This window comes from Pedobacter sp. NJ-S-72 (genome assembly GCF_053890575.1).
This window is the reverse complement of sequence record NZ_CM132681.1, coordinates 2,304,285-2,328,334: the sequence shown is the minus strand read 5'-3', so window position 1 is coordinate 2,328,334 and position 24,050 is coordinate 2,304,285. Positions and strand designations below refer to the sequence as shown.

Below are 24,050 nucleotides of genomic sequence, written 5' to 3'. Positions count from 1 at the left end.
TTCTCTAATTTAATCAAAAAAATATTTTTATCACTAGCTTTGTGGTGAAAATGAATAACAATAAATCTTTTAATATACCACCAATACCTGCCGTTCTTTTATCAATTATTAGTGTACAGTGTGGAGCCGCAATCGCGAAAGGCCTGTTTCCTGTTTTAGGGGCACAAAGCACGGCCTTAATTCGGATTGGTTTATCTGCCGTTATCCTGATGGCTGTTAACCGGCCAAACTTAAAAAACTTAACTGCCGCACAATGGAAGGCTGTTATCCCTTATGGCTTATGCCTTGGATTAATGAACCTGATTTTTTATATGGCGATTGAAAGAATACCTCTGGGTTTAGGTGTTACACTTGAATTTGTAGGCCCTTTGATCGTTGCCATATTTGGCTCTAAACGTATAACAGATTATTTATGGATTGTACTGGCTGGGATAGGAATTGCCCTTATTGCACCATGGAGCGATAAAGGAATTGATTTAATAGGTGTTTTATTGGCACTGCTCGCGGGAGGGTTCTGGGCAGGTTATATTGTATTGGGTGGTAGAATCTCTAAGATTATGAAAGGGGGGGATGCAGTCTCAGTAGGAATGTTATTTGCTGCGTTAGTAGTTGCGCCGTTTGGAATAAGCAGCGGCGGATTAACCCATTTAACACCGGTATTACTTTTATTGGGGTTTGCATTGGCACTTTTGTCCAGCGCAATTCCTTTTACGCTTGAGATGAAGGCGCTAAGCCAGATGCCTGCAAGGACATTCAGTATTTTAATGAGCCTGGAGCCAGCAGTTGCAGCTTTAAATGGTCTGCTTCTTTTACATGAAGTTCTTACCTTTTCTCAGTGGCTGGCGGTTACCTGTGTGATCATTGCAAGTGCCGGAGCGACGTTAACAACTAAAAAAGCCATCGTGCAAGAAAATGTATAAAATAAAGAAGCCGGATTCAATAGATCCGGCTTCTTTTATAATAAGCTGATAAAATACTATCAAATATCTTATCCGGCAGATTAGTCTTATTTTGACAATCCGTCTTTTTTAGCTTTTTCTAAAATCTTCGCAGCGCGTGAACCACTGTCAGGGTGTGAACTTAACATTTTTTCTGTTTTAGTTTTTTCTGCGCCTGATGATTTCTCCATATCGGCGAATTTCTGAAAAGCACTTGCTAAAGCAGTAACTTTATAATTGTGTTTTTTCATAAACTCATAAGAGTAGTCATCAGCTTCACTTTCTTGTTTACGATTATATTTGCTATCCAGAAGTGCATTTGCAAAACTTCCAAGCTGACTTTGTGAAAGCGAGTTCACTACACCTGACTGAGAAGAAGCAGCATCTGATATGGCTTCTCTTTTATAGGCACTTCTTACAGCATCTCTTGTATCTTTATTAGCCACATGTCCAATTTCATGCCCTATTATTCCTAACAATTCATCATCAGACATGATATCCATCAACGAAGAAAATACACGTACACTACCATCAGCACAAGCAAAAGCGTTGATGTCTTTGACTTTGTATACTTTATAATTTAGTTTAAGACCACCTTCATTCTCATGTTTTGAAAATATCTTGTTCAATCTGATTGTATAGGGATCTTTAGGCCCGGCAACAGTGTTATGCTCATCCATATAGGTTACGGCTTCACCAGCAAGTTTTGCTGCATCTGCATCCGAGAAAGTGACAGCCTTTGCACCTTTTTGCAATGCGCCAAGGCCTTTGCTATTCAGTTTGATTTGTGCCGTAGCAGAATGTACTCCAAAAGAAAGAGTTAAGCCCAGGAGGGCGAGAGATAAGATGGTTTTTTTCATTTTTTCTATTATTTAGTTATGATTTGTTTTGCTGACTGACCCGATAATTTAGCGGGTCAGTCAAAGACTATGTCATCAAATAGTCACGCTATGTATCGAGTAACAAATAATGGTTGTCGATTGTTTGCGTTAGAAAAAATAAATCGTTCTTTTAAATTAAAATAAAATGATGTTTGTTGGGGAATTAAAACCTGGGGATTGGAAATAAATATAGCTAATGTTTTTTTCGGAGAAATAATTCCTGTTTCTTTTTTAATTCAGCCGTATAGACCTTGTTTACATATTCATCATTAATATGCCTGTTTGCCTTATAATAATGTTTAAGTATTTCGTCTCTGCTTAACATGGAAAGGATAGTCATAGACACCGGCGTATATTTATCATCACTGGCTTCTTTTCTTGGAAAGGCCATTGTAGACAGACCAGTAAAATAAATTACCCACTGGTCATGTTCCAATGCACCATACATGACATAAACGTAATCCAATTCTGCTTTTGTATTCTTGTCCTGAATTAACAATAACAGGTAACATTTGTCTTTTTTACTGTTGAAGAATACCGCATCATCTACCTTCCAGATACACGACTTAAGTACATGAGTACCATCAAGGTCTTCGGCTATCCATTTCTTAAGGGTCTTGTGTGTTGTAGATTGTACCTCTTTATAAATCTCGTTTTTTTTTTGAAAACATCCAGTTGTGCATCAAACAAAGCTCTTGTGCGGTCTGCGTTTACACAAGCCGCAAATCCTGTAATGGAAATAAATATCAGTAAGTACTTTGTATATTTATTCATCTTCAGTTTTCTGAATCAAATCATGCTGAAATTATAATTATCAAGATACAGATTTTCAGAACCTGTTTAAAATTTATATAAAGATAATATAGCACTCTTTTTTACCTGAAAAGGAATTACGTATTGTCTGCAGTCAAATAGTCGGATTAGTTTTCTAAAGGATAAAGCTCTTTTGCTATTAACTTCAATGCATACAAAGAATTTATTTCAGTAATAATAAACAGGAGTAAGGACATTTTAATAGGGTCAGTTGGTTTTTGAAAACCAGTAGCTTTAAAATGGGGGAGTTGATTATCATTGATTACTCCATGATAATGTTCATAGATTCCGATACTATTGAGATTTAAAGTGGTTAGTAACTTGAGTATCCTGTAGTTAGTTATTTGTTTCATCATCATCCTTTCCTTGCAGGTAAACTAATAATTCCTTTTGTACTTTCAATACATAGGTGTAAACAGCAAAAGATATTTCATCATTTGGCTGTTGGTCTTCGAACCTTAAAACGGTGATCAGGTGTGTCACAATGGTAGCATTTATGCTTCTTTCCAACAATGCTTTCTCTATGAAAATATGATTTCGTTCTTCCTGATATTGATGTTGTTCGATAAAGCTGGAAGGGACTTTTCCATCTGTTTTAAAAAATATCTTTAACTGTGTCTGCATAAATTGCAGGATACTGACTAAAGCATTATATAGTCGTTGTAGCGATAACTCGGCTTCATTTTCACTATCGTCCTCATCATTGCCATGCTGTTTTAAAAAAAAGGCATAAACCTGATCGGCCATAACGACCAGTGCATGTTGATGCTGATGGAAATATTTGGTGAAGAGTACTGCATCTTTTTGTAAACTGACGTCTTTAAATTTCTGACAGATGCGTCCAGCTTCCAGCTTCCATAGCCATATTTTCAATAGGATTACGCTGCTCAGTCATCCAGGTTTCAAAGCCATCACTTTCGTGTAAGGCGTCAACCATCGACTTGAATTCCTGCAGTTCATATTTCATTGTATTTCTAGCGTTTATTGAAAAAATGTTTTTAGTTTCCTTTAAGTTTTTTTTTATGCCCACTAACAGGTGCTTCGTAAGCCCATTCGATGATATGACGGATGGTTTTAGTGATTTCTTTTCTTCCTGCGGGGTCATTGATGTCTATATCGCAAATGGTTCCTCCATTAATTCTGGCTTGTAAAACCAGGTAATAAATACCAGAGACGAGTAAAGCACTTACTGCTCTGAAGTTTACTTCAGAATTTTTAAAATGAGGATCGGTATGCTTTAACAGGCTTGCACCTATATTTCCACGAATATTGCAGATACTGGCCATCAGTGAGCTTTTGGAAGTTAATTCTTCCAGAATCAGTCTTTGCATAGCTTCTTCATCGTAGAAGAAAGAAAAACTGGCGTTCTAATATTGCTGATATAATCTCTTTAGCTTTATCCGGTGTCTCAATGTCATTGAATTCCTGTAGTTTGTCAGCCAGACCAAGCCAGTAATCTTTTTCCAGAATATAAGTTTCAACCAGTGTATTGCCATCACCAAAATAACGGTAAATGAGTTTTTTATCCACGCCTGCTTTATTCGCAATTTTGTTCACCCCTAAACCTGAATAGCCCTTTTCAATAATAATTTCACCTACGGCCTGAAGAAGTTTTCTTTTGGTCAGTTCTTTATTCCTGTGTTTGACATTGTCTTTACTTTCCATAGCCGGGGGATGAATATTCCTTCTTAATTTTCGATAATCTTCTGCCTGGATCTAAGGTATGCCAGGACATGAATTGCCCGCTTAAAATTAGCTATAGGTAAAATAATTTTCATAGGTAGAGGTTAATGATGTTTCCTAAAAGGCAATATAGGGGATATTTTATTCAAAAGTGGTGACTTAGCTTTTTTTTTAATTTCGATGATTTTATTAGCTCATTTAGCGCAACAGGAAATTTATTCGTCGCTTAGGATCTCAAAACCAGCAGCTAAGAAAAAGAAGATTAATTGGTAGGATTATCTGATGAACTTTATCAGGAAACATTTGTACGCTAAATGAAAATTATCCGTTATTTAGTATTATGAAAGGATTTTTTACAATAAAAGGGATGATTTGCGGAGCGTTTTTACTGGGTGTTTCAGTGAGTGGTTTCGCACAAAAAAGTGATTTGCGGGAAAAGCTTCAGACAATTGTGAGTGCTCATGCTGCAACAGTTGGATTTTCATTGGTAGATTTGCAGAATGGAGATACATTAACTGTTAATGGTGGAAAACATCTACCCATGCAAAGTGTGTATAAATTTCATCTTGCACTGGCAGTTTTGAACCAGGTTGATCAGGGCAAATTGAAGTTAGATCAAAAAATACTGATTAAAAAGAGTGACCTTTTACCAGACACCTGGAGCCCTTTAAGAGATAAGTACCCAAATGGAGAGGTCCAAATTCCCTTGTCAGAAATTTTAGGCTATACTGTTTCACAGAGCGATAACAATGGCTGTGATATTCTGTTCAGATTAATTGGTGGCCCGGCAAAAGTTAACCGTTATATCCATAGCCTGGGCATCAAAGAAGTCGCTGTTACAGCCACAGAAGAGCAGATGCACCAGAATGATCAGGTACAGTTTACAAACTGGACTACATCAGGTGCAGCTACACAGTTGTTGAAATTGTTTTATAGTAAAAAGATACTTTCTGAAACATCACATGAATTCTTATGGAAAGTAATGACAGAAACAACTACGGGACCAAATAAGATCAAAGGGTTATTACCAGCTGGTACTGTGGTTGCACATAAAACTGGTAGTTCCGGCACGAATAAATCGGGGTTAACAACCGCTTCGAATGATATTGGTATTGTAACTCTTCCTGATGGAAAGCATTTCGCTGTAGCTATCTTTGTATCGATCGATGACTAAAAGATGAAAAAGCAACCGATTCAATTATGGCCGAATTGACTAAAGCAAGCTGGGATTACCTGACCGCAGGGAAACCTTAGTCTTAAAAAGAATAAAAAAATACCCTGCTTTATTTCTGGTTCGTGTTCTCTTTTTGAGGGCATTAAATGCCAGAAATAAAGCAGGGTATTTTTTATTCTCTATATTTAATTTCTGATTTGTCTTAAGCCTCGAAAACAAACAGAAATAACCAAATATGCTGACAATTACCAAAAGGGTGAAACCCTTAACGCTGACCTGCCTTACTGTGCTGTTTTTGATTTGTTTTTCTTGCTTTGCAGCAAAAGGAGATGCAGATCCAGCAAAACCTTTAACGGATCCTATCAAAGATAAAATTAGCCGGCTAACTAAAAAAGCTAAAAATTTAAACAGGGATTCTACGAATCAGGCTATTGCCTATGCTTACGAAGCCTATTTACTTGCTTATGAGAATAAACTTAAAGAACAGGAAGCAGATGCGCTGATGTTTTTAGCTGAAGGGTATTTGTATAATGATATTTATGATCTGGCTCTTGAATACGCTTTTAACGCGCTGGAAATCTATAAAAAAGAAGAAAATCAGGAACAGATCAGTGCAACCTATACTTTATTAGGATGGGTTTACTATGATGTGGAGAATGCTGAGTTCTCTTTGAAATATCATACCCAGGCTTATGAATTGTATAAAAAGATAGGAAAAGAAGAGAAAGCAGCAGTTTCTTTTTAAATGGAATAGGGTTGGTCTACCAGCTTAAAAATGAATTCCGAAAAGCAAATAACTATTTTAACAAGGTATTGATTATTGCCGATCAGTATGAGAACCAGGCTTTAATCAGTGCTGCTTATAACAATCTGGGTATAAGCAGCAATAATCTGAATGAGTATAACCGGGCAATTGAGTATTTTAATCTTTCGCTCAAGCACTCTACGGGCAAGCTTTTATCACTTGCAGAGGTGAATAACCAGATGGCTTTCTCCCTGATCAAATTGGGTCGTTATCCGGAAGGATTAGTCGCTTTAAACAAAGCCAGGGCTTATATTGATCAGTCAACCTCAAATTCCAGAAAGGAGAACCTGCTTGATAATTATAAGGTGTTTTCACAATTGTATAAACTCACGGGCGATTATAAACAGGCCTATATTAATATTGATAAATACAATATTGTAAGAGAAGAGTTCCTCTCTAAAAATAAGGTGAATGCACTGATTACCTTAACCATGAAAAGAGAAGCGCAAGAAAAAGAACGGGAAATTAAAGCATTGTCATTAGAGAAAAGCCTTAAATCTTATCAGCGAAATACATTAGCTATTATCATTGTCCTGTTATTCGTTATTGGATTTTTGCTTTACAATAAACTGAGGGCAAGACAGCGGAAGAAAGCTGAGCTGGCAGCAATGGAGCAACAACTGATTCAGAAGGAATTGGAATTGACTGTTTTAGATAAAATGGCTCTCAATAATAAGCTGGAATTCAATCATACCGAAAATTGAAGAACTATGCGCTTTATATGTCACATAGAAATGAGCTGATTACTAGTTTTATGGAAGAGATCAATGCTATTGCTCACTCTTATCCTGAAGGGTTATCCTCAAAACTCTTTAAGCTGATCAATAAATTCAGATATGATATCAATATTGAAAAATACCTGGAAGATTTCAATTTACAGATTGAAGCAAAATATCAGGATTTCTTTTATAACCTGAAACAGAAATTTCCGACACTTACTCAAAATGAAATCAGGTTGTCAGCACAGATCAGGTTAAATTTATCAATTAAAGAAATTGCTTCTTTAAATAATATCTCAGTGAAGTCTGTAGAGATGGCAAGATATCGTTTACGTAAGCATTTTGATCTCGCACAGCAAGAAAACCTGAACGACTTCCTGAAATCATTTTAATCTGCATTTGAGGGCTTGAAGTCGACTTTAAATAGGTTTTGAGGGAGCTTTGAATGACAGCTGTAGAGGTCTTGTAGGGGTAAGGTCATAGACCGTGTAGAGGTTCATATCTCGTTTTTGAGTCACGTTAATATTACGTTTGATTAAATAAATAACCGGATCATAAGATTCGGGGATCAACCTAACCAAACCAAATATTATGATTAAAAATCTACGATGGCCAATCCATTTACTCTTCGGGCTGTTTGTCATAATGCTTACCGCATATTCAGCATTCGCACAAAATAGCCCGGTAAAAGGACAAATTCTAAATGAGGCTGATCAGCCCATTGCCGGGATTAATATAAAAATTAAAGGTGCTGTGCTCAGCACAAAATCTGGCGAAGATGGCAGGTTTACGATCAATGCAGCTGCAAATGATATTCTTGTTTTTTCGGCTGTAAGTTTCAAAACACAGGAAATACCAGTTACCCCAGGTAAGGAAATACGGGTTGTTTTACTGATGGATATGAAAGGGCTGGATGAAGTAGTCGTCATCGGTTACGGAACCCAGCGAAAAAGTAACCTGACCAGTGCGGTAAGCTCTGTAAGTAAGCGGAGAGAAATTGCAGCAGGTTGCCTCAAACAACCCAATAAATGCCTTACAAGGGCGTGTCGCAGGCTTAACAGTCAGCAGTCCGGGAGGAAATCCGGGGCAGGTAGCTGATGTTCGTTTAAGAGGGATCGGTACTTTTGGTACACATCAGCCATTATATATTATTGATGGTGTGCCAGGAAACCCTTATTATCTGAGTAATAATGATGTCGCTTCTATTGAGGTCTTAAAAGATGGGGCTGCAGCTTCTATCTATGGATCGAGCAGTGCGAATGGGGTTATTCTGATTACTACAAAAAAAAAGGTAAAAAAGGTACACCTGTAATAGATGTGTCTGCTTATTACAGCACTGTTAACCCCACTGGGAAATACAGTTTTCTGAATGCAGATGGTTATAAAAAGCTGCATACTCAGATGTATACTAATGCAGGTATTTCACCCTCAGCTTTCCCTGCTTATCTGACTAAAAGCAGTGCTAACAATACCGATTGGCAAAAATTAACCGTCAGGGGATTTCTCAGAATTATAATGTGAATTTAAGCGGGGGCGGAGACTACCTGACTTATGCTTTGAGCGGAGACCTGACAGATGATAAGGGTACTTTTATCGGTTCCTCTTTCAATAAGAAATCTGTAAAACTGAGAAACGATTTTACCAAAGGGATTCTTACTGTGGGAAGTAATATTATTTACTCAGAAACTTCGGCCGATGCAGCTAAGTTTGATACGAAAGACAGTTACTTTCAATCGCCATTACTGCCGGTAATGGATAACAATGAGAAATACGGCTACGGGTTAACCGAAAATGGCCTTCCTAAATTTCAAAACCCAATTGCAGCAGATCATTTTCTTGACGGTTATACCAAAACCAGGTACCTGGGAGGGAATATACGGTTCGGGCTTAAGTTATATAAAGGCCTTACCTATACTGCTAACTTAAATTATATAACCAGCCAGACAGAAGATTATGCTCATAATCCTCCATTCAGGGCAAATGCAATGATGATCCTTTAGTTTCTTATCCGCGGGTATATAACAGGATATCAAATTATAAAGAGCGTCTGATAGAGCATTTGATAAACTATGATGTCGATTTTGATAAACATAGTATCAAAGTGGTAGCAGGTTATACCGCGCAGGAAAAAACAAACAGATTTTTAAGTGCAACTGTCGATGGTAAGACTATTGTCAGAACTGTAGTAAACGGTAAGATTGTGGAGACTGAAGTTCCGGGAGGGTTCAGTGATCCTGATTTTAATACTATTACCGCAGGTTTGGGCGGAACCTTTAACGCCGCAGGTTCTAATAATAAATATGTCCGCCTTTCTACTTTAGGCAGGATCAGTTATGCTTATGATCAGAAATACCTGTTACAGGTTTCTGCCAGAAGAGACGGGTCTTCTGTATTTGGAGAAAACAGGCGTTACGGCGTATTTCCTTCTGCATCAGTAGGATGGAATATCAATAAAGAATCGTTTTTGAAAGAAGTTAAATGGTTGAACAGTCTGAAAATCAGGGCTAGTTATGGAGAATTGGGTAATGAGGGCGGATTAGGGTTTTATGACCATCAGGCATTAGTTACCACTGCAAACAACTGGTCAGGAGGATATGTCCAGGGTTCAGGATCTACACCATGGCCTGGATCTGCCAGTTATTCTTTATTAAATAGAGATCTGCGCTGGGAGACTATCAAATCTAAGAATATAGGTCTTGACTTTGGCGTATTTAATAATCAGTTTACAGGTTCCCTGAACTATTTTGATAATATCACAGATGGGTTACTGATCACCAAAGAAGTTCCGCCATCAGCAGGACTGAATGACCCTATCCTGAATGTAGGTAAGATTTCAAATAAAGGTTTAGAGCTGGAAACCAATTATAAATTCAGCAGAAACGACTGGCACTTTGATTTGGGCGCAGCAGTTAGCTTGTTGAAAAACAGGGTGCTCAATTTAGCTAATCAGAACCAGGTACTTTATGGTACGGGTTTAAGATACGGGAACAGACCATATCCCTACGCAGACCAAAGTTGGAAAAGAGATTGGTGCTTTTTATCTGTATGAAGCCAATGGCTTATTTCAATCAGATGCTGAAGCTGCTAACTACAAAAATGCCAGTGGCGATGTTTTGCAGCCTAATGCTAAAGCTGGAGATGTCCGGTTTAAAGATGCCAATGGTGATGGAGTGATCAATGAGACTGATAAAACTTATCAGGGTTCAGGTTTTGCCAAATATGAGTACAGTTTAAATTTAGCAGTAAACTACAAAAACTTTGACTTATCTCTTTTCTGGCAGGGAGTAGGAGGAAATAAGATTTATAACGGTAACCGTTTTGAACTGGAAGGAATGGATGCAGGCAGGAATTTCCTGACCAGCACTTTAAACGCCTGGACTCCGCAAAACATGGATACTGATATGCCGCGTGCAGTATTGGGTGATCCAAACAGAAACGCACGTGAATCAACTCGTTTCCTTGAAAGTGGTGCTTACCTCAGGTTAAAGCTCGTCGTACAACTGGGTTATACACTTCCTGCATCACTCCTTCAAAAAATGAAAATCACGAGGTTAAGAGTTTATGTCAGCGGACAAAACCTGATCACCTTCACTAAATATTCAGGTCTTGATCCGGAAATTGGAACATTCAGCACATTGGATACTGGTGTAGACAGAATGATGTATCCCCAAAATAAGAGATTACTGGCAGGTATTCAATTGACCTTTTAACTGAATTATATGAACAATAGAATATTATATAGCATATTATGTCTTTGGCTGTTAGCTGCCGGATGTAAGAAAAGTGAACTGGAGCAAAGTGTTCCGGATCAGTTGACCGTTGATAATTTCTGGACAACTAAAGAGCGTGCACTCTCTGGTCTGGCGGCTGCCTATTCGCAGCTGGAAGGATTTGTTGCCTGGGATAATTATGTAGAAGCACGCTCTGTAAGAGAATTTTACAGAGAAGATTATGTGATTCCAGGAGCTGATGCCTATAATTATCCATGGTGGACAGAGCATTATACTTTTGAATTTACCTCTGGAAATTATGCCATTGATCTGTTATGGAGAGAAAACTATCGTGGAATCAACTTTGCCAACCAGGTAATCGACCATGTGGGTGCAATGAATACTAGCGCGATCGATGATATAAGTAAAAAGCAGATCGTAGCGGAAGCTAAATTTCTTAGGGCTTATTACCATTTCAAAGTGCTGAATAACTTTAGCCAGGTAATTATCAGAGATAAAGTGCCGGCTTCGGAGGCTGAATTGTCTAAACCATTTTCTACCAGGTCAGAGGTCTATGAATTCATTCTGAAAGACCTTAAAGAAGCAGAACCTGATTTGCCTTTAAAAGCTCAGCGACCGGCTACCGAACTAGGCAGGGTTACGAAAAATGCTGCACAAGCTTATTTAGGTAAAGTTTATTTATACCGTGCAGGTGATGATAAAGCTAATGCAGCAGCATATTATAAAGAAGCGCAAAACTGGTTGCAGAAAGTTATTCTTTCTACTCAATACTCCCTTGACCCTAAATTTTTGGAGATGTTTAACGGGGTGACTAAGAATAGTCCAGAATCTGTTTTTGAATTGCAGCAATCGGCGGATGCCACAAGCGGAGCAGTTTACCGGTCTTATTTAAGCGATTGGGTTGCAGCGTCAGAACTTGGTGGCTATGGAGAGATTTATGGAACTCCACGATTATTAGCCGAAATGCTCAAAGAAGGTAAAATAGCAAATGGTAATTATGATCTGAGAGCATATCAGACGTTATATTTTAATGATGCTTATTTTAATAATAGTGCTGATCCACAGGTGTATGGAAGTACTTATGATGATATGTTCGGTGCAGGGGCCCAGACCATTGCTTTTAGAAAATGGATTCCAGCAACTCCTGCAAGAATAGGAATGTCAAATGCGATTAATTTTCCGCTGATGCGTTATGCAGATGTCCTGTTAATGTACGCTGAGGTATTAAATGAAAAGGGGAGCACAGAGGCACTAACCTATATTACGCAGGTACGTAAGCGTGCTGGTTTGCCAGATGCGGTTAGTGGAGATAAACAAGCTGTATTTAATCAGATTGTACATGAAAGAGTTATGGAATTTACGTTGGAAGGCAGCAGGTTTTACGATTTAAGACGCTGGGGGCTGCTCAGTCAGAATATGCAGGCTGCGGGCAGAAAATTTAGTCCAGCCCAGGCATTTTATCCAACTCCGCTAAAAGAGGTGATTAATAACCCGGATGCAAAATAACCGATGCTCTTAATAAATAGATGACCAGAAAGGCTATAGCAATATAGCCTTTCATTACCTCTTTTTCCATGAATTTGAATAAACTGATTTATTTGATTAGCTGTTACCTTTTTTTTATCCCGGTTAAACTGAATGCACAAGATCCTGACTGGGAAAATCCTCTGAAACCTTCTTTAAATGTAGTACACCCACATGCATGGTTTATTCCCAACAAACCTTTGATGCAATCTCTGGATGGATTATGGAGATTTAACTGGTCCAAAATCCTGCACTAAGATCATTGGACTTCTTTAAAAACACAGCTCAGACTAAAAACTGGGAGACTATTAAAGTACCGGCACACTGGCAAACAGAAGGGTTTGATAAATACATTTTTACAGATGTAGAATATCCTATTCCACCAGACCCACCATTTGTTCCCCACGATTATAATCCGGTAGGGTCTTATCAGAAAGATTTTACAATTGACCCTTCCTGGCAGGACAAAAAGGTATTTATCCACCTTGGGGCTGTAAACTCATTTTTTTATTTATGGATTAATAACGTTTATATGGGCTTTAGTAAAGACAGTAAAACGCCAACAGAATTTGATATTACCAGGGCGTTAAAAAAAGGTAAGAATACAGTATCGCTGCAAGTGTTCAGGTTCAGCGATGCTACTTACCTTGAAGGACAGGATATGTGGAAATTAAGCGGCATTGAAAGAAGCGTTTTTTTAATCGCAAGACCAGTATTTCACATTTTTGATTTTAAGTTAAGGCTACGCTGGATCAGGAATATAAAGATGGTCTGTTTGATGTGGAGGTGACCTTTAACAAACCCTGGGGGCATCGTCCGGTTCAGGGAAAAATAATTGCAAAAATATCTGATCCTTCTGGTCATTTGGTTTATCAATCTTATCAATGGATCAGAAATATTCAGAATCTTAAGTTCTCAGGTAAAATAGAGCAGGTGAAAAGCTGGAATGCTGAGCATCCTGAGCTTTATAAATTAGAAATCATCCAGTTGAATGGAGCAGGGCAGGTTGTCGAAAGTATCACTCACCAGCTGGGTTTTAGAACAGCAGAAGTTAAAAATGGCTTGTTTCTAATCAATGGTAAACCTGTGAAAATTAAAGGAGTAAACCGTCATGAACATGATATGCTGACCGGCAAGGTAATTACTGAGGAAGGAATGCTGCGGGATATTCGTATCATGAAAGAGTTGAATATCAATGCTGTTAGGTGCAGCCATTATCCTAATTCAGAAAAATGGTATTCTTTATGTGATCAGTATGGTTTATACGTGATCGATGAAGCGAATATCGAATGTGACGGAATGAGTTTTACCCCATTGAAAACCTTATCTGATAAACCCGACTGGAAAAATGCCTATCTGGACAGGATAGAAAGAATGTGGGAAAGGGATAAGAATTTTAGCTGTATTATCACCTGGTCACTTGGAAATGAAAGTGGCTTTGGGGAGAACCTGATTGCTGGTTACAACTGGTTAAAGAAAAAGGATGATACCCGTCCGGTACAATATGAGGCTGCAAAACCAGCACAGTATTCGGATATCTACTGCCCGATGTATAAATCGTTGACTGTCATGGGAGATTATGTGAAAAAATGGCGTGAAAGACCAATGATTCAATGTGAATACGCCCATATGATGGGAAATAGCGGCGGGAATTTGAAGGATGACTGGGATTTAATTTATAAACATCCGCAATTGCAGGGAGGGTTTATCTGGGATTTCGCCGATCAGACTTTGCCCGTAAAGACAGTCGGGGTAATAAAATCTGGGCTTATGGCAGAGATATGGGAAAGGTTGGTTTAACTAGCGATACTAGTTTTTGTGCGGATGGCTTACTCTCAGCAGACCGTACTTTTCACCCACAGGCTTACGAATTGCAAAAAGTATATCAGAATGTCGGATTTGAAGCTAAAGATCTTAAAACTTATATTTTTAAAATAAAGAACAGGTTTGACTTTTCAAATTTATCAGCTTATGAGTTAAGGTGGTTTATTAAAGGCGATGGACAATTGGTTGCTCGGGGGGTATTGGAGAAGATTGATTTGCAGCCTCAAAGTGAACAGGAAATCAGTTTAAAAGTTCCTGATTTTGTATCTCAGCCCGGTGTGGATTATTATATAAGCCTCGAAGTTTATGTGGAAAAAGCATCGGCTCTGCTGCCTGAGAGCTTTGTAATCGCTAAAGAGCAGTTTAAGTTGCCTGTTAAAACAGGTTTTGTACAACCATTATCTCAGACAATTCTACCTTTGGAAATCAATGCCTCAGGTGATCAGTTAAACTATCACACCGCTGAGTTTTCTGTTAGGTTTAATCAAAAAAGCGGGTTATTGGAAGATTATACTATTGCGGGTAAACAGCTGATCAAAGAAGCGTTGGAACCTCATTTCTGGCGTGCAGCAACTGATAATGATATTGGGAATAGTTTGCAGATCAGAAGTAAGATCTGGCAGAATGCTTTTAAAAAAGCAGTTTTAAAATCTTTTAAAAACAGCTTTCTGACTAAAGATAAAGCTCTTATTATAACTGTACATGAGCTGCCAGAGGTTAAACTTACCTGTACAACTACTTATACTATTCATAGCAATGGAGACGTGGAGGTCAATTATCAAATCAAAACAGGTAGCGGCAATTTTCCAGAAATGCAAAGAGTAGGGATGAGAATGATCTTGAACCCTGAATTTGATCAGGTAAGCTGGTTGGGAAAAGGGCCTTTTGATAACTATTCAGATAGAAAATGCTGCCCATACCGATGTGTATCAAATGAGTGCAGACTCGCTTTTTTATCCTTATCCTAGAGCACAGGAAAGTGGTTATCGCACGGGTGTGCAATGGGCTGCAATTCTCAATAGTGAAGGGACGGGATTAATGGCTATAGGTGCGCCTGAGCTCAGTATAGGTGTACTTCATTTTGATATGAAGAAGCTTGATTTTGATAAAGATGCTCCTGAAAACGTCCATGGAGGATCAATGACTAATGATAACCTGATCTGGTGGAATATCGATCTTCAGCAGATAGGTGTTGGAGGAGATAATAGCTGGGGAGCGCAAACACATGTTCAATACCGCCTGCCTTATCAGGATTATAAATACTCCTTTACTTTAAGACCAATCTTTAAGAAACAGGTTTTAACAGCACGTGCAAAGAAATAGATATACAAACAAAATCTGCTAATGAAATTATTTATGTTTTTAGTGCTCAGCTTCATGCTGAGCACTGCTTTTGGGCAAAGTTCAAGGGATCAGTATCCTGATGTTTTGAAATTAGGTTATCAGGTTCTTCATCCTTCAAAAATTGAAGCCAATGTGTTTTCAGATTTGGGTGCATGGCATGCTTATACTCTGCCTTCCGAACAAACCGATTATGGTTCTTTTATAGGGCCTTTAGTGATGGATATGGAGGGGGAATGGCTGGCCAATACAATGTCTAAACTAACTGTAACCCTTTCGGGGCGAAAAATTGATCTGAGTGAAGGGAAAGCAAGTCTGCATTATTTTCCGGGTCTGCTGGAACAGGAAATTCTTGTTGAAGGACTAAAAATTCAGTTGCAACTGATTTTTGTATCCAACAGGACTGCTATGATTCATACTGTCATTACAAACCAGTCAGCGCAGCATAAAAATATTCAGTTATCATGGTCAGGCAGCTGTCTGATCAAGGATGTTCTGTTAAAGCAAAAGACTCATGGTATACAGGTGGTTTTTAATAAAGGACATGTGTTTCAGATAGGTTTTTGGGTAAAGAAAAGCTTTCTTACCAGTTAATGCCTAATGGATATATAGCGAGTACGGTCAGCAAGCTATTTAAACCTAAAGAAGTTCATGAATACACACGTACAGAAAGGTATGAGTTACAAGTTCTGGATACCCCTTCAGAGAGAAAACAAGCTTTAAAGGCAGAACAAGTTAATTTTAATAAAGCTCTTCAGGCAAATAAGATACGCTGGAACCAGTATTTAAATGCTTTTTTCGATGCACCAGGAGCAAGGATTACTGATCATATCCGGCGCAGACTGGCTGTCAAATCTATAGTCACACTAATGACCAACTGGAGAAGCAAGGCGAAAGATTTATTGCATGACGGGGTATTTCCTTCGCTGAATTACCAGGGGTTTTATGGGTTCTGGAGTTGGGATAGCTGGAAACAAGCAGTAGGATTGAGTTATTTTCTGCCTTCACTGGCAAAAGAAAATATGCTGGCCATGTTTGACTATCAGGATAAATATGGAATGATAGCTGATTGTATTTATACCGATAAAAAAGAGAATAACTGGCGGGATACAAAACCACCACTTGCAGCCTGGGCGGCATGGGAAATCTATCAGCGATCACATGATCAGGAATTTTTGAAGACCATCTATCCTAAATTGGTACTTTATCATCAATGGTGGTATGAGAACAGAGATCATAATCAAAATGGTCTTTGTGAATATGGTTCAACAGATGGGACAAGAATAGCTGCATTGTGGGAAAGCGGGATGGATAATGCGGTGAGATTTGATCAGACCGTAATGCTTAAAAATAATGAATCTGCCTGGTCTTTAAACCAGGAGTCGGCAGACCTCAATGCTTATCTCTACGCAGAGAAAGATTATATGGCTAAAATAGCTTTTGCAACAGGTTTGAATCAGGAAGCTGACCGGTGGAAGGCACAGCGTCCCGTTTTGAAAAAACTGATCAATGATACTTTTTACAATCAGGATAAGGGGTTTTATTACGATAAACTGATAGATGGTAGCTGGATTGAAGTGACAGGGCCGGAGGGATGGATACCGCTGTGGAGTGGTATTTCAAATCAGGAGCAAGCCGCTTCTGTACTCCGGATGATGGAAAAGGACGATAAGTTTAATACAGCGGTTCCATTACCTACACTTTCAGCAGATCATCCAAATTTTGATCCCTTAAAAGGTTACTGGAGAGGCCCGGTGTGGATTGATCAGGTTTATTTTGGCTTGAATGGATTGCATCAATATGGTTATCACAAGGAAGCTTCAGCTTTTTTTGCCCGGTTATTAAAAAACGCAAACGGCTTAAACGGACAAGGTGCAATCAGAGAGAATTATCATCCGATAACCGGCAAAGGCCTGAATGCTATTAATTTCAGCTGGTCAGCTGCACATTTACTCCTGATGCTGAAAGAAGATGTGAAGTGACAATCAGGCGTTGTTTGCATTTGCCAGATGAAATTATTTGTATTAAAAGAAATATATTACAGCACGAATAAAAAAAAAATACAGATCTCAATAGAGCCACAATACAATCCCCAAAACACATCTTTTTATGATATTTTCCGAAAACTATATTAAAGAACTAATCAGTAAATACTACAATCTTGAAGTTTCTGTTGAAAAAACTTCGGGTTATGAAGACCAGAATTTTTTATTAACAGATAACCAGGGCAACAGATTCATTTGCAAGGTAAATACTGACTTAGAACATCCATATTTTCTGGATGCCCAGTTAAAAGCCATGCAGCATTTGTCAGATACTCTGGTAGGTAATATGATACAGTCTGTCATAGATAATAAAGATGGAGACGCATTGACAACACTCAAAGAAAACGGAGAAAACCTCTATGTCCGTGTATTGTCTTATCTGGCAGGTACTTGTGTTGGAGATTTGTTGTTTCCTCAGCCAGAGATTTTTGAAAGTCTGGGAAATGTGCTCGGTCAGCTGGATAAACATCTTGCCGGTTTTGTGCACCCTGCTGCTTATCGTTTTACAGAATGGGACCTGGCCAATGTTTTAAATAGCCGGGAAAACCTAAAATATATCAGAGATGATGAAAAGCGGACGATGGCTTCATATTTCTTATTACAATATGAAATGGAAGTTGTACCACTGCTTCCCGATTTAAGAAAAGCTGTGATACATAATGATGCCAATGACTATAATGTTTTGATCAGCAATGATACAGTCTCCGGTATCATCGATTTTGGAGACATGGTAGAAAGCACGCTGATTAATAACCTGGCTGTGGCTTGTACTTATGCCATGTTCAGGCAGTTCGATCCGCTGGTTATCGCAGAAAAGCTAATCAAAAGTTATCACGCTGAGTATCCGCTGACCAAAACAGAGCTTTCTGTCTTATATTATCTGATCGCAGCGAGGTTATGCAAAAGTGTAACCACTTCAGCCAGACTAAGATCTCAGAGTGATAATAAACATCATTTTATATCTGAAATGCAAGCCTGGATGCTCCTGTATCAATTGATTAAAATTAATCCGATGCACGCAAAGACCGTTTTTATCAATGTTGCGGATATGATACTGTAATTGAAACGGATGATGATTATGCCGGTTTAAAAGAAGAAAGAAGCAGATTTATAGGAGCGAACCTGAGTATCAGTTATAAAAAGCCGCTTAAAATTGTGAGAGGTGCTTTGCAATATTTATATGATGATAAAGGCAATACTTATATTGATTGTGTAAATAATGTGAGCCATGTGGGGCATTGTCATCCTTCTGTAGTCATGGCGATGCAAAAACAACTGGCAAAATTGAATACCAATACCCGTTACCTGCATGATAGCCTGATTGAATATGGCAAAATGATCACGGCCACAATGCCTTCCAAATTGAAAGTCTGTTATTTCACAAATTCAGGAAGCGAGGCGAATGATCTTGCAATCAGGATCAGCAGGTTTTTTACAGGCCAGAAAGATGTGGTTGTACTGGATCATGCTTATCATGGGACTTCAACGGTTGCCATGGAACTGAGTCCCTATAAATTTATAAATGATGGGCCAGGCGGGGCGGGGCAGCAGACTTATATTCATAAAGGAATGAACCCTGATTTATACCGCGGCAATTACCGTTATGGTGATAAAAATGCCGGAAAGAAATATGCTGCATCTATAGCTGAAACTATTGATCAACTCGCTGAAAAGGGAACTGGAATAGCTGCTTTTATCTGTGAAACACTTTTGGGTGTCGGCGGACAAATTCCTTTACCGGAAGGATATTTGAAAGAGGTTTATCAGCTGGTGAGAAACGCGGGCGGGTTATGTATCGCCGACGAAGTACAGGTTGGTTTTGGAAGGGTAGGCGAAAAATTCTGGGGTTTTGAACTACAGGATGTAGAACCTGATATTGTTGTATTAGGGAAACCTATAGGAAACGGACATCCGCTGGCTGCGGTAGTGGTTACTGAAGAAATTGCTAAAGCCTTTAACAACGGGATGGAATATTTCAATACCTATGGCGGGAACCCGGTATCTATGGAAGCAGGGATTGCAGTCATGCGTGTCATACAAGAGGAGAAATTACAACAAAGAGCAATGGAAACTGGTGATTTCCTCCTTAAAAACCTTAAAGAGTTAATGAAAAAACATAAACTGATCGGGGACGTCAGGGGGAAAGGGTTATTTGTTGGAGTAGAGTTAATTAAAGATCATCAGACTTTAAGTCCGGCTGTCCCCGAGATTAACGGAATTGTAGAACAAATGAAGGATCGCGGGTTTTTGTTAAGTACAGACGGGCCCTTACACAACGTGTTGAAAATTAAGCCGCCAATGGTATTTAATATAGAGAATGCCACATCTTTTGTTGCACATCTGGATGAAGTGCTGGCAGGGTATTAATAAGCGATCAGAGTTGTTTGGTTGAGGGAAATAAATTAGCTTTAATGATTTAGCAACCTAATGCCTGTTTAGATTTAAACAGGCATCTAACCAGAACCAATCAATTATGAAAAAAAAAAAACTAACCAGTTTTTATTCGCTATGCTACTGCTCATTTTTGCCCCGGATTTTCATGGGGGCAAAGTAAATCCCTGCAAAAAGGGAAAGACCTTACTAAGTTACAACAAGACTTTGTTGACCTGCGTTTTGGAATGTTTATCCATTATAATATTCCAACCTATACGGATGAAGATTGGCCTGATCCGGATGCTTCACCTGCAATCTTTAACCCTAAAAAGCTGGATTGTGAGCAATGGGCAAAAGCGGCGAAATCTGCAAACATGACTTATGGTTGTTTAACTACGAAACACCATAGTGGTTTTGCAATCTGGGATACAAAAACAACGGATTATAACGTCATGAACAGTCCGCTGAAAAGAGACGTGGTTAAAGAATATGCCAATGCTTTTAGAAAAAACGGGTTAAAAGTGATGTTGTATTATTCTATTCTGGATACACATCATAAGTTAAGACCAAACCTGATTACGCCCGAACATATAAAAATGATCAAAGCGCAATTGACAGAACTGCTAACTAATTATGGAGAAATCAATGCATTGATTATTGACGGATGGGATGCCCCATGGTCAAGAATATCTTATGATGATGTTCCATTTGAAGAGATTTATACTTTGATTAAATCAATCCAGCCGAATTGTCTGGTAATGGATTTAAATGCAGCCAAATATCCTGCAGAGGCATTGTACTATACTGATATCAAATCATATGAGCAGGGAGCGGGTCAGCATATTTCAAAAGAAACCAATAAACTGCCGGCTCTTTCTTGTTTGCCATTGCAAAAAAACTGGTTCTGGAAAACATCTTTTCCAACAACTGCTTTAAAAGACCCGCTTAAAATGGTAAATGAAAATATTATTCCATTCAACAATGCGTATTGCAATTTTATCCTGAATGTGGCACCAAACCGTGATGGATTGATTGATGACAATGCATTGGCCGCATTAAAAGAAATAGGGAAAGTCTGGAAAAATGACGGTGCTACACAAAAATTGCCGGCAGCAGATGCACCTGTGATTTCCAGTAATCTTGCTAAAAATCAACCTTCGAAAGTAGCTGGAGTGAGGATATGAATATTATGGATTTCGCAAATGATGATAACTTCAACACAACCTGGAGGGTTAACCCAAGAGTTGAAAAACCATGGTATGAAATTGAATTCAGAAGAGAGAAAGCTTTCAATACAGTAGTAATTGCGGATAAAACTCCGGTTACCATTAAAAAGTATAAACTGGAATATCGTTTAGATGGCGTATGGAAGACAATTTTTTTCTGGAGTGAATGATCATAAAATCAAGATTCACCGTTTCGATACGGTATATGGTGATAAAGTGAGAATTCAAATCGAGAATACCGGTTCAACAGTTGAGATTGCTGAGTTCGGTGTGTTTAATGAAAGAAGATAATCCTTTTTAACAGGATCTAAGATTTGTTATGCTAAATTAGGTTTCGAATATGGAAGGAACATTCAGGACAATACGAGAACTTATAGCAGCGCAGCAGTTTGAACAACTCAAAAGTCTTCAAATTATAAAGCCCGAATTCTTTTAATTGGGCAAATGATGTTTTTGAGGGGATTCATGTCAAAGAAACACCGGATGCAAATGCGTTATTATGGACGGACGGAAAGGTCGTTCTTAATTTCACCTTTCTGCAAATCAGTCGGAAAACCAATCAGCTGCTGAACTTTCTTAGAAACAAGGGGATCCAGGAAAATAACATCATACTAACCCAAATGTCTTTACAGCCATTGAACTGGTTTAGTTTGCTCGCTACCATTAAAGGAGGTTTCAGGATGATCCCTGCGGCTAATATTTTAGGTGTCCCTGATCTTGTTTATCGGTTCGAAAAGTTAATGCCTGAGGTCGTTATTGCTGATGCTGACAACGCTTCCAAGATAGAAGAAGCAGAAAATCTGTGCGGGAAAAAAATTAAGGTGAAAATCATTGCCGAAGGAAAACGGGCAGGCTGGTACACGCTTGAAGATATCGAAAAGGAAGATGATCTGGCCGTATCGGCAATCACACGGTCAGACGACGCGCTGTTCCTGTTTTTACTTCGGGAACTACAGGTATGCCTAAAGTAGCCATACACACACATCTCAGTTATCCTTTTGGCCACCTGACTACAAGTTCGTGGATCGGGTTAAAAAAAGAAGATATTCATTATAATATCTCACAGCCGGGCTGGGCAAAATTTGCGTGGAGCAGTTTTTTTGCCCCATGGAATGTCGGTGCTTCAATTTTTGCCTTTCACCAAACGGGGCGTTTTAATGCGAAAGAAACGCTGGCATTAATAGAAAAACATCAAATCAGTACTTTTTGTGCTCCTCCGACAGTTTTGCGGATGCTTATTCAGGAAGATCTGAAATCTTATCAATTCAATTTAAGGGAATGTGTTGCAGCAGGGGAGCCATTAAACCCCGAAGTGATTGAAACCTGGAAGAAAGGTACAGGTCTATTGATACGTGATGGTTTTGGGCAGACGGAGAGTACTTGTCTGGTTGCCAATTTACCCGGTTATGAAGTTAAATTCGGGTCGATGGGGAACCAACTTTCTTATATGATGTGGTCATAGCTGATGAGCATGGCGTAGAATTGCCAGCGGGCGAAGAAGGGAATATCTGTGTGAAGATGGATACGGGAAAACCAAATGGCATTTTCAGAGATTATTCTGGTCATCCGGAAAAGACAAAAGAGGTCTTTAAACATGGATTATATTATACTGGTGATAAAGCTTACCAGGATGAAGATGGATATATCTGGTTTGTGGGCCGGGATGACGATGTCATTAAATCTTCAGATTATCGTATCGGGCCTTTTGAAGTAGAAAGTGTTTTTTACTTGAACATGAGGCTGTTCTTGAATCTGCTGTTATTGGCAGCCCTCATGCAGTCAAAGGTTTAGAAGTCAAAGCATACGTAATTTTAAATACAGCCTATGAACCGGCAAAGACACTGGCTGATGAACTGTTCTCTTATTCCAGAAACAAACTTTCTCCTTATAAAATGCCACGGATTATTGAATTTGTGACTGCCTTACCGAAAACGATCAGTGGAAAGATAAGAAGAGTGGAGTTAAGAGGAATGGAGGCCGAACGTAAAGCTAAGGGAGTTATAATGGAGCATGAGCATTTTTATTTAAAGAAGTCCTGATCACTGAATTGGCTATATCATAAAGTTTATTGCGAATATCACTTTGCGCGTCATACTCTTTAATTTTCTTTCTGAAAGCAGTAATTGAACTGGCAACAGCGCTATGAGGGTCCTGCTTGATTATCGTGTCAAAATTTGCATCAACATCCGGATCAATCTGGTTGGTTTCATTCGCTAAAGTAGCTGTGTTTTCCAGGCCAGTTAAATGCAGGTTACTCAAAAAAGATCAGTCGGTGCGCAATTAGGTTTATTGGCGAAACCCGCTTTTCTTTTGCAGGCTATCATTACCTCATTGATGATTGCTGCTATGTTTACTCTCTATGGATACTTCGCTGATTTTATGGAGAAAGTTAACCACTTAAATGGTGTTCAGATCAGTAAAATGCTGATGTTGTTTGGCATTTTAGGCGTTGCCGGAAACTGGGTTGCGGGGAAAATGCTAAGTAAAAGTTTGCCCGCCACATTGGTGTTTTCTCTTTTGATACTTGCGCTGATTTATACTATGCTGTATTTCACAAACGGTTATAATATTTACACGATTGTACTTACAGCAGTTTGGGGATTTGTACATACGGGCTGTTTTTTAATTGGTCAGTCGTGGATTAGTTCTGCTGCAAAAGGAGCGGAGGAATTTGCAAATAGTCTGGGTGTTGCTTTTACAAACCTGGGCATTGCATTGGGAACGACAATTGGCGGCTGGATTATTATGAATAAGGGTATTCAATATACTGTATGGGCAAGTATAGGATTGATCACCCTGGCCTTATTACTAACTGTGATTAAATTATTTTATAACAGAAGTCGGGTAAAAAAAAGAGTAGATGTATTGTCATTTATAGCTGATTAATTAAGAAAACAGTGCAGATGACCGGGATTTCATTTGTAATACGTAATAATGTACCTTGTAGATTTATATCGGAACAAATTAACTGAA

29 protein-coding genes and 4 pseudogenes are annotated in these 24,050 nt (G+C 38.7%); 25 read left to right on the top strand and 8 right to left on the bottom strand.

What is annotated here, in order from left to right:
* Positions 1-50 precede the first annotated feature (50 nt).
* Positions 51-920 (top strand): EamA family transporter, encoded by an 870-nt coding sequence (locus ACWYN3_RS15625; RefSeq protein ID WP_456221970.1) that lies wholly within the window; start codon positions 51-53, stop codon positions 918-920.
* Positions 921-1,006: 86 nt separating this feature from the next.
* Here ACWYN3_RS15625 and ACWYN3_RS15620 read toward each other — a convergent pair whose 3' ends face one another.
* The 7 genes from ACWYN3_RS15620 to ACWYN3_RS15590 form a co-directional block, all read right to left on the bottom strand.
* A complete protein-coding gene (locus ACWYN3_RS15620; protein WP_456221969.1) occupies positions 1,007-1,798 on the bottom strand; it encodes a M48 family metallopeptidase in 792 nt (263 codons plus the stop codon).
* A gap of 214 nt (positions 1,799-2,012) precedes the next feature.
* Positions 2,013-2,285 carry a hypothetical protein gene (locus ACWYN3_RS15615; RefSeq protein ID WP_456221968.1) on the bottom strand — a complete coding sequence of 91 codons (273 nt, stop codon included), beginning with the start codon at positions 2,283-2,285 and terminating at the stop codon, positions 2,013-2,015.
* 454 nt (positions 2,286-2,739) lie between these two features.
* Positions 2,740-2,991: a hypothetical protein gene (locus tag ACWYN3_RS15610; protein WP_456221967.1), complete on the bottom strand. Its 252-nt coding sequence runs from the start codon at positions 2,989-2,991 to the stop codon at positions 2,740-2,742.
* The gene (locus ACWYN3_RS15605) at positions 2,969-3,379 is read right to left on the bottom strand and encodes a hypothetical protein (protein ID WP_456221966.1); all 411 of its coding nucleotides are present in this window, start codon (positions 3,377-3,379) and stop codon (positions 2,969-2,971) included. Before ACWYN3_RS15605 ends, ACWYN3_RS15610 begins: the two co-directional genes overlap by 23 nt.
* Before the next feature lie 73 nt (positions 3,380-3,452).
* Complete coding sequence (locus tag ACWYN3_RS15600) at positions 3,453-3,599, bottom strand: hypothetical protein (RefSeq protein WP_456221965.1); 147 nt, start codon at positions 3,597-3,599, stop codon at positions 3,453-3,455.
* A gap of 31 nt (positions 3,600-3,630) precedes the next feature.
* On the bottom strand, positions 3,631-3,963 hold the full coding sequence (locus tag ACWYN3_RS15595; RefSeq protein ID WP_456221964.1) for a hypothetical protein: 333 nt from the start codon (positions 3,961-3,963) through the stop codon (positions 3,631-3,633).
* Between the two features lie 7 nt (positions 3,964-3,970).
* Positions 3,971-4,297, bottom strand: coding sequence for a TetR/AcrR family transcriptional regulator (locus ACWYN3_RS15590; protein WP_456221963.1), 327 nt, complete (start codon positions 4,295-4,297; stop codon positions 3,971-3,973).
* 385 nt (positions 4,298-4,682) lie between these two features.
* Here ACWYN3_RS15590 and bla point away from each other — a divergent pair.
* From bla to ACWYN3_RS15475, 23 genes and pseudogenes are all read left to right on the top strand, one after another.
* Positions 4,683-5,569, top strand: a pseudogene (gene bla, locus ACWYN3_RS15585) (class A beta-lactamase, subclass A2).
* A gap of 155 nt (positions 5,570-5,724) precedes the next feature.
* On the top strand, positions 5,725-6,234 hold the full coding sequence (locus ACWYN3_RS15580) for a tetratricopeptide repeat protein (protein WP_456221962.1): 510 nt from the start codon (positions 5,725-5,727) through the stop codon (positions 6,232-6,234).
* 11 nt (positions 6,235-6,245) lie between these two features.
* Positions 6,246-6,998 (top strand): hypothetical protein, encoded by a 753-nt coding sequence (locus tag ACWYN3_RS15575; protein WP_456221961.1) that lies wholly within the window; start codon positions 6,246-6,248, stop codon positions 6,996-6,998.
* The gene (locus ACWYN3_RS15570; RefSeq protein ID WP_456221960.1) at positions 6,995-7,405 is read left to right on the top strand and encodes a helix-turn-helix transcriptional regulator; all 411 of its coding nucleotides are present in this window, start codon (positions 6,995-6,997) and stop codon (positions 7,403-7,405) included. Before ACWYN3_RS15575 ends, ACWYN3_RS15570 begins: the two co-directional genes overlap by 4 nt.
* 199 nt (positions 7,406-7,604) lie before the next feature.
* A complete protein-coding gene (locus ACWYN3_RS15565; RefSeq protein ID WP_456221959.1) occupies positions 7,605-8,111 on the top strand; it encodes a carboxypeptidase-like regulatory domain-containing protein in 507 nt (168 codons plus the stop codon).
* Positions 8,011-8,325: a TonB-dependent receptor plug domain-containing protein gene (locus ACWYN3_RS15560; RefSeq protein ID WP_456221958.1), complete on the top strand. Its 315-nt coding sequence runs from the start codon at positions 8,011-8,013 to the stop codon at positions 8,323-8,325. Before ACWYN3_RS15565 ends, ACWYN3_RS15560 begins: the two co-directional genes overlap by 101 nt.
* Before the next feature lie 163 nt (positions 8,326-8,488).
* Positions 8,489-9,013, top strand: coding sequence for a hypothetical protein (locus ACWYN3_RS15555; RefSeq protein WP_456221957.1), 525 nt, complete (start codon positions 8,489-8,491; stop codon positions 9,011-9,013).
* A gap of 59 nt (positions 9,014-9,072) precedes the next feature.
* Complete coding sequence (locus ACWYN3_RS15550) at positions 9,073-10,062, top strand: TonB-dependent receptor domain-containing protein (protein WP_456221956.1); 990 nt, start codon at positions 9,073-9,075, stop codon at positions 10,060-10,062.
* A 64-nt stretch (positions 10,063-10,126) separates the two neighbouring features.
* Positions 10,127-10,723 carry a hypothetical protein gene (locus ACWYN3_RS15545; protein WP_456221955.1) on the top strand — a complete coding sequence of 199 codons (597 nt, stop codon included), beginning with the start codon at positions 10,127-10,129 and terminating at the stop codon, positions 10,721-10,723.
* Positions 10,724-10,732: 9 nt separating this feature from the next.
* The gene (locus ACWYN3_RS15540) at positions 10,733-12,250 is read left to right on the top strand and encodes a RagB/SusD family nutrient uptake outer membrane protein (protein ID WP_456221954.1); all 1,518 of its coding nucleotides are present in this window, start codon (positions 10,733-10,735) and stop codon (positions 12,248-12,250) included.
* Positions 12,251-12,318: 68 nt separating this feature from the next.
* A complete protein-coding gene (locus tag ACWYN3_RS15535) occupies positions 12,319-12,525 on the top strand; it encodes a hypothetical protein (protein ID WP_456221953.1) in 207 nt (68 codons plus the stop codon).
* A gap of 5 nt (positions 12,526-12,530) precedes the next feature.
* Positions 12,531-13,058 carry a sugar-binding domain-containing protein gene (locus ACWYN3_RS15530; protein ID WP_456221952.1) on the top strand — a complete coding sequence of 176 codons (528 nt, stop codon included), beginning with the start codon at positions 12,531-12,533 and terminating at the stop codon, positions 13,056-13,058.
* Positions 13,049-14,437, top strand: a pseudogene (locus ACWYN3_RS15525) (beta-galactosidase domain 4-containing protein); the annotation flags it as partial. The gene ACWYN3_RS15530 and the pseudogene ACWYN3_RS15525, both read left to right, overlap by 10 nt.
* A gap of 23 nt (positions 14,438-14,460) precedes the next feature.
* Positions 14,461-15,415 (top strand): annotated as a pseudogene (locus ACWYN3_RS15520) (beta-galactosidase small subunit).
* Between the two features lie 21 nt (positions 15,416-15,436).
* A complete protein-coding gene (locus ACWYN3_RS15515; protein WP_456221951.1) occupies positions 15,437-16,027 on the top strand; it encodes a hypothetical protein in 591 nt (196 codons plus the stop codon).
* A complete protein-coding gene (locus ACWYN3_RS15510) occupies positions 15,997-17,415 on the top strand; it encodes an MGH1-like glycoside hydrolase domain-containing protein (protein ID WP_456221950.1) in 1,419 nt (472 codons plus the stop codon). Before ACWYN3_RS15515 ends, ACWYN3_RS15510 begins: the two co-directional genes overlap by 31 nt.
* Positions 17,416-17,542: 127 nt before the next feature.
* Positions 17,543-18,538: a phosphotransferase gene (locus tag ACWYN3_RS15505; protein WP_456221949.1), complete on the top strand. Its 996-nt coding sequence runs from the start codon at positions 17,543-17,545 to the stop codon at positions 18,536-18,538.
* 95 nt (positions 18,539-18,633) lie between these two features.
* Positions 18,634-19,845, top strand: a complete 1,212-nt coding sequence (locus ACWYN3_RS15500; RefSeq protein ID WP_456221948.1) for an aminotransferase class III-fold pyridoxal phosphate-dependent enzyme — start codon at positions 18,634-18,636, stop codon at positions 19,843-19,845.
* 251 nt (positions 19,846-20,096) lie between these two features.
* A complete protein-coding gene (locus ACWYN3_RS15495; protein ID WP_456221947.1) occupies positions 20,097-21,035 on the top strand; it encodes an alpha-L-fucosidase in 939 nt (312 codons plus the stop codon).
* Complete coding sequence (locus ACWYN3_RS15490; protein WP_456221946.1) at positions 21,032-21,247, top strand: discoidin domain-containing protein; 216 nt, start codon at positions 21,032-21,034, stop codon at positions 21,245-21,247. The genes ACWYN3_RS15495 and ACWYN3_RS15490 overlap by 4 nt, the downstream gene beginning before the upstream one ends.
* A 291-nt stretch (positions 21,248-21,538) precedes the next feature.
* A pseudogene (locus ACWYN3_RS15485) lies at positions 21,539-22,539 on the top strand (AMP-binding protein).
* Complete coding sequence (locus ACWYN3_RS15480; RefSeq protein WP_456221945.1) at positions 22,530-22,868, top strand: hypothetical protein; 339 nt, start codon at positions 22,530-22,532, stop codon at positions 22,866-22,868. The pseudogene ACWYN3_RS15485 and the gene ACWYN3_RS15480 overlap by 10 nt, the downstream one beginning before the upstream one ends.
* Positions 22,838-23,116, top strand: a complete 279-nt coding sequence (locus ACWYN3_RS15475; protein WP_456223032.1) for an AMP-binding enzyme — start codon at positions 22,838-22,840, stop codon at positions 23,114-23,116. The genes ACWYN3_RS15480 and ACWYN3_RS15475 overlap by 31 nt, the downstream gene beginning before the upstream one ends.
* On the opposite strand, the gene ACWYN3_RS15470 is transcribed toward ACWYN3_RS15475, so the two are convergent.
* A complete protein-coding gene (locus tag ACWYN3_RS15470; RefSeq protein WP_456221944.1) occupies positions 23,076-23,336 on the bottom strand; it encodes a hypothetical protein in 261 nt (86 codons plus the stop codon). The two genes, ACWYN3_RS15475 and ACWYN3_RS15470, sit on opposite strands and share 41 nt — an antisense overlap.
* Between ACWYN3_RS15470 and ACWYN3_RS15465 the strand changes: the two genes are divergently transcribed.
* Entirely contained in the window at positions 23,322-23,963 is a 642-nt protein-coding gene (locus ACWYN3_RS15465; protein ID WP_456221943.1) for an MFS transporter, read from the top strand. The two genes, ACWYN3_RS15470 and ACWYN3_RS15465, sit on opposite strands and share 15 nt — an antisense overlap.
* Positions 23,964-24,050 lie beyond the last annotated feature (87 nt).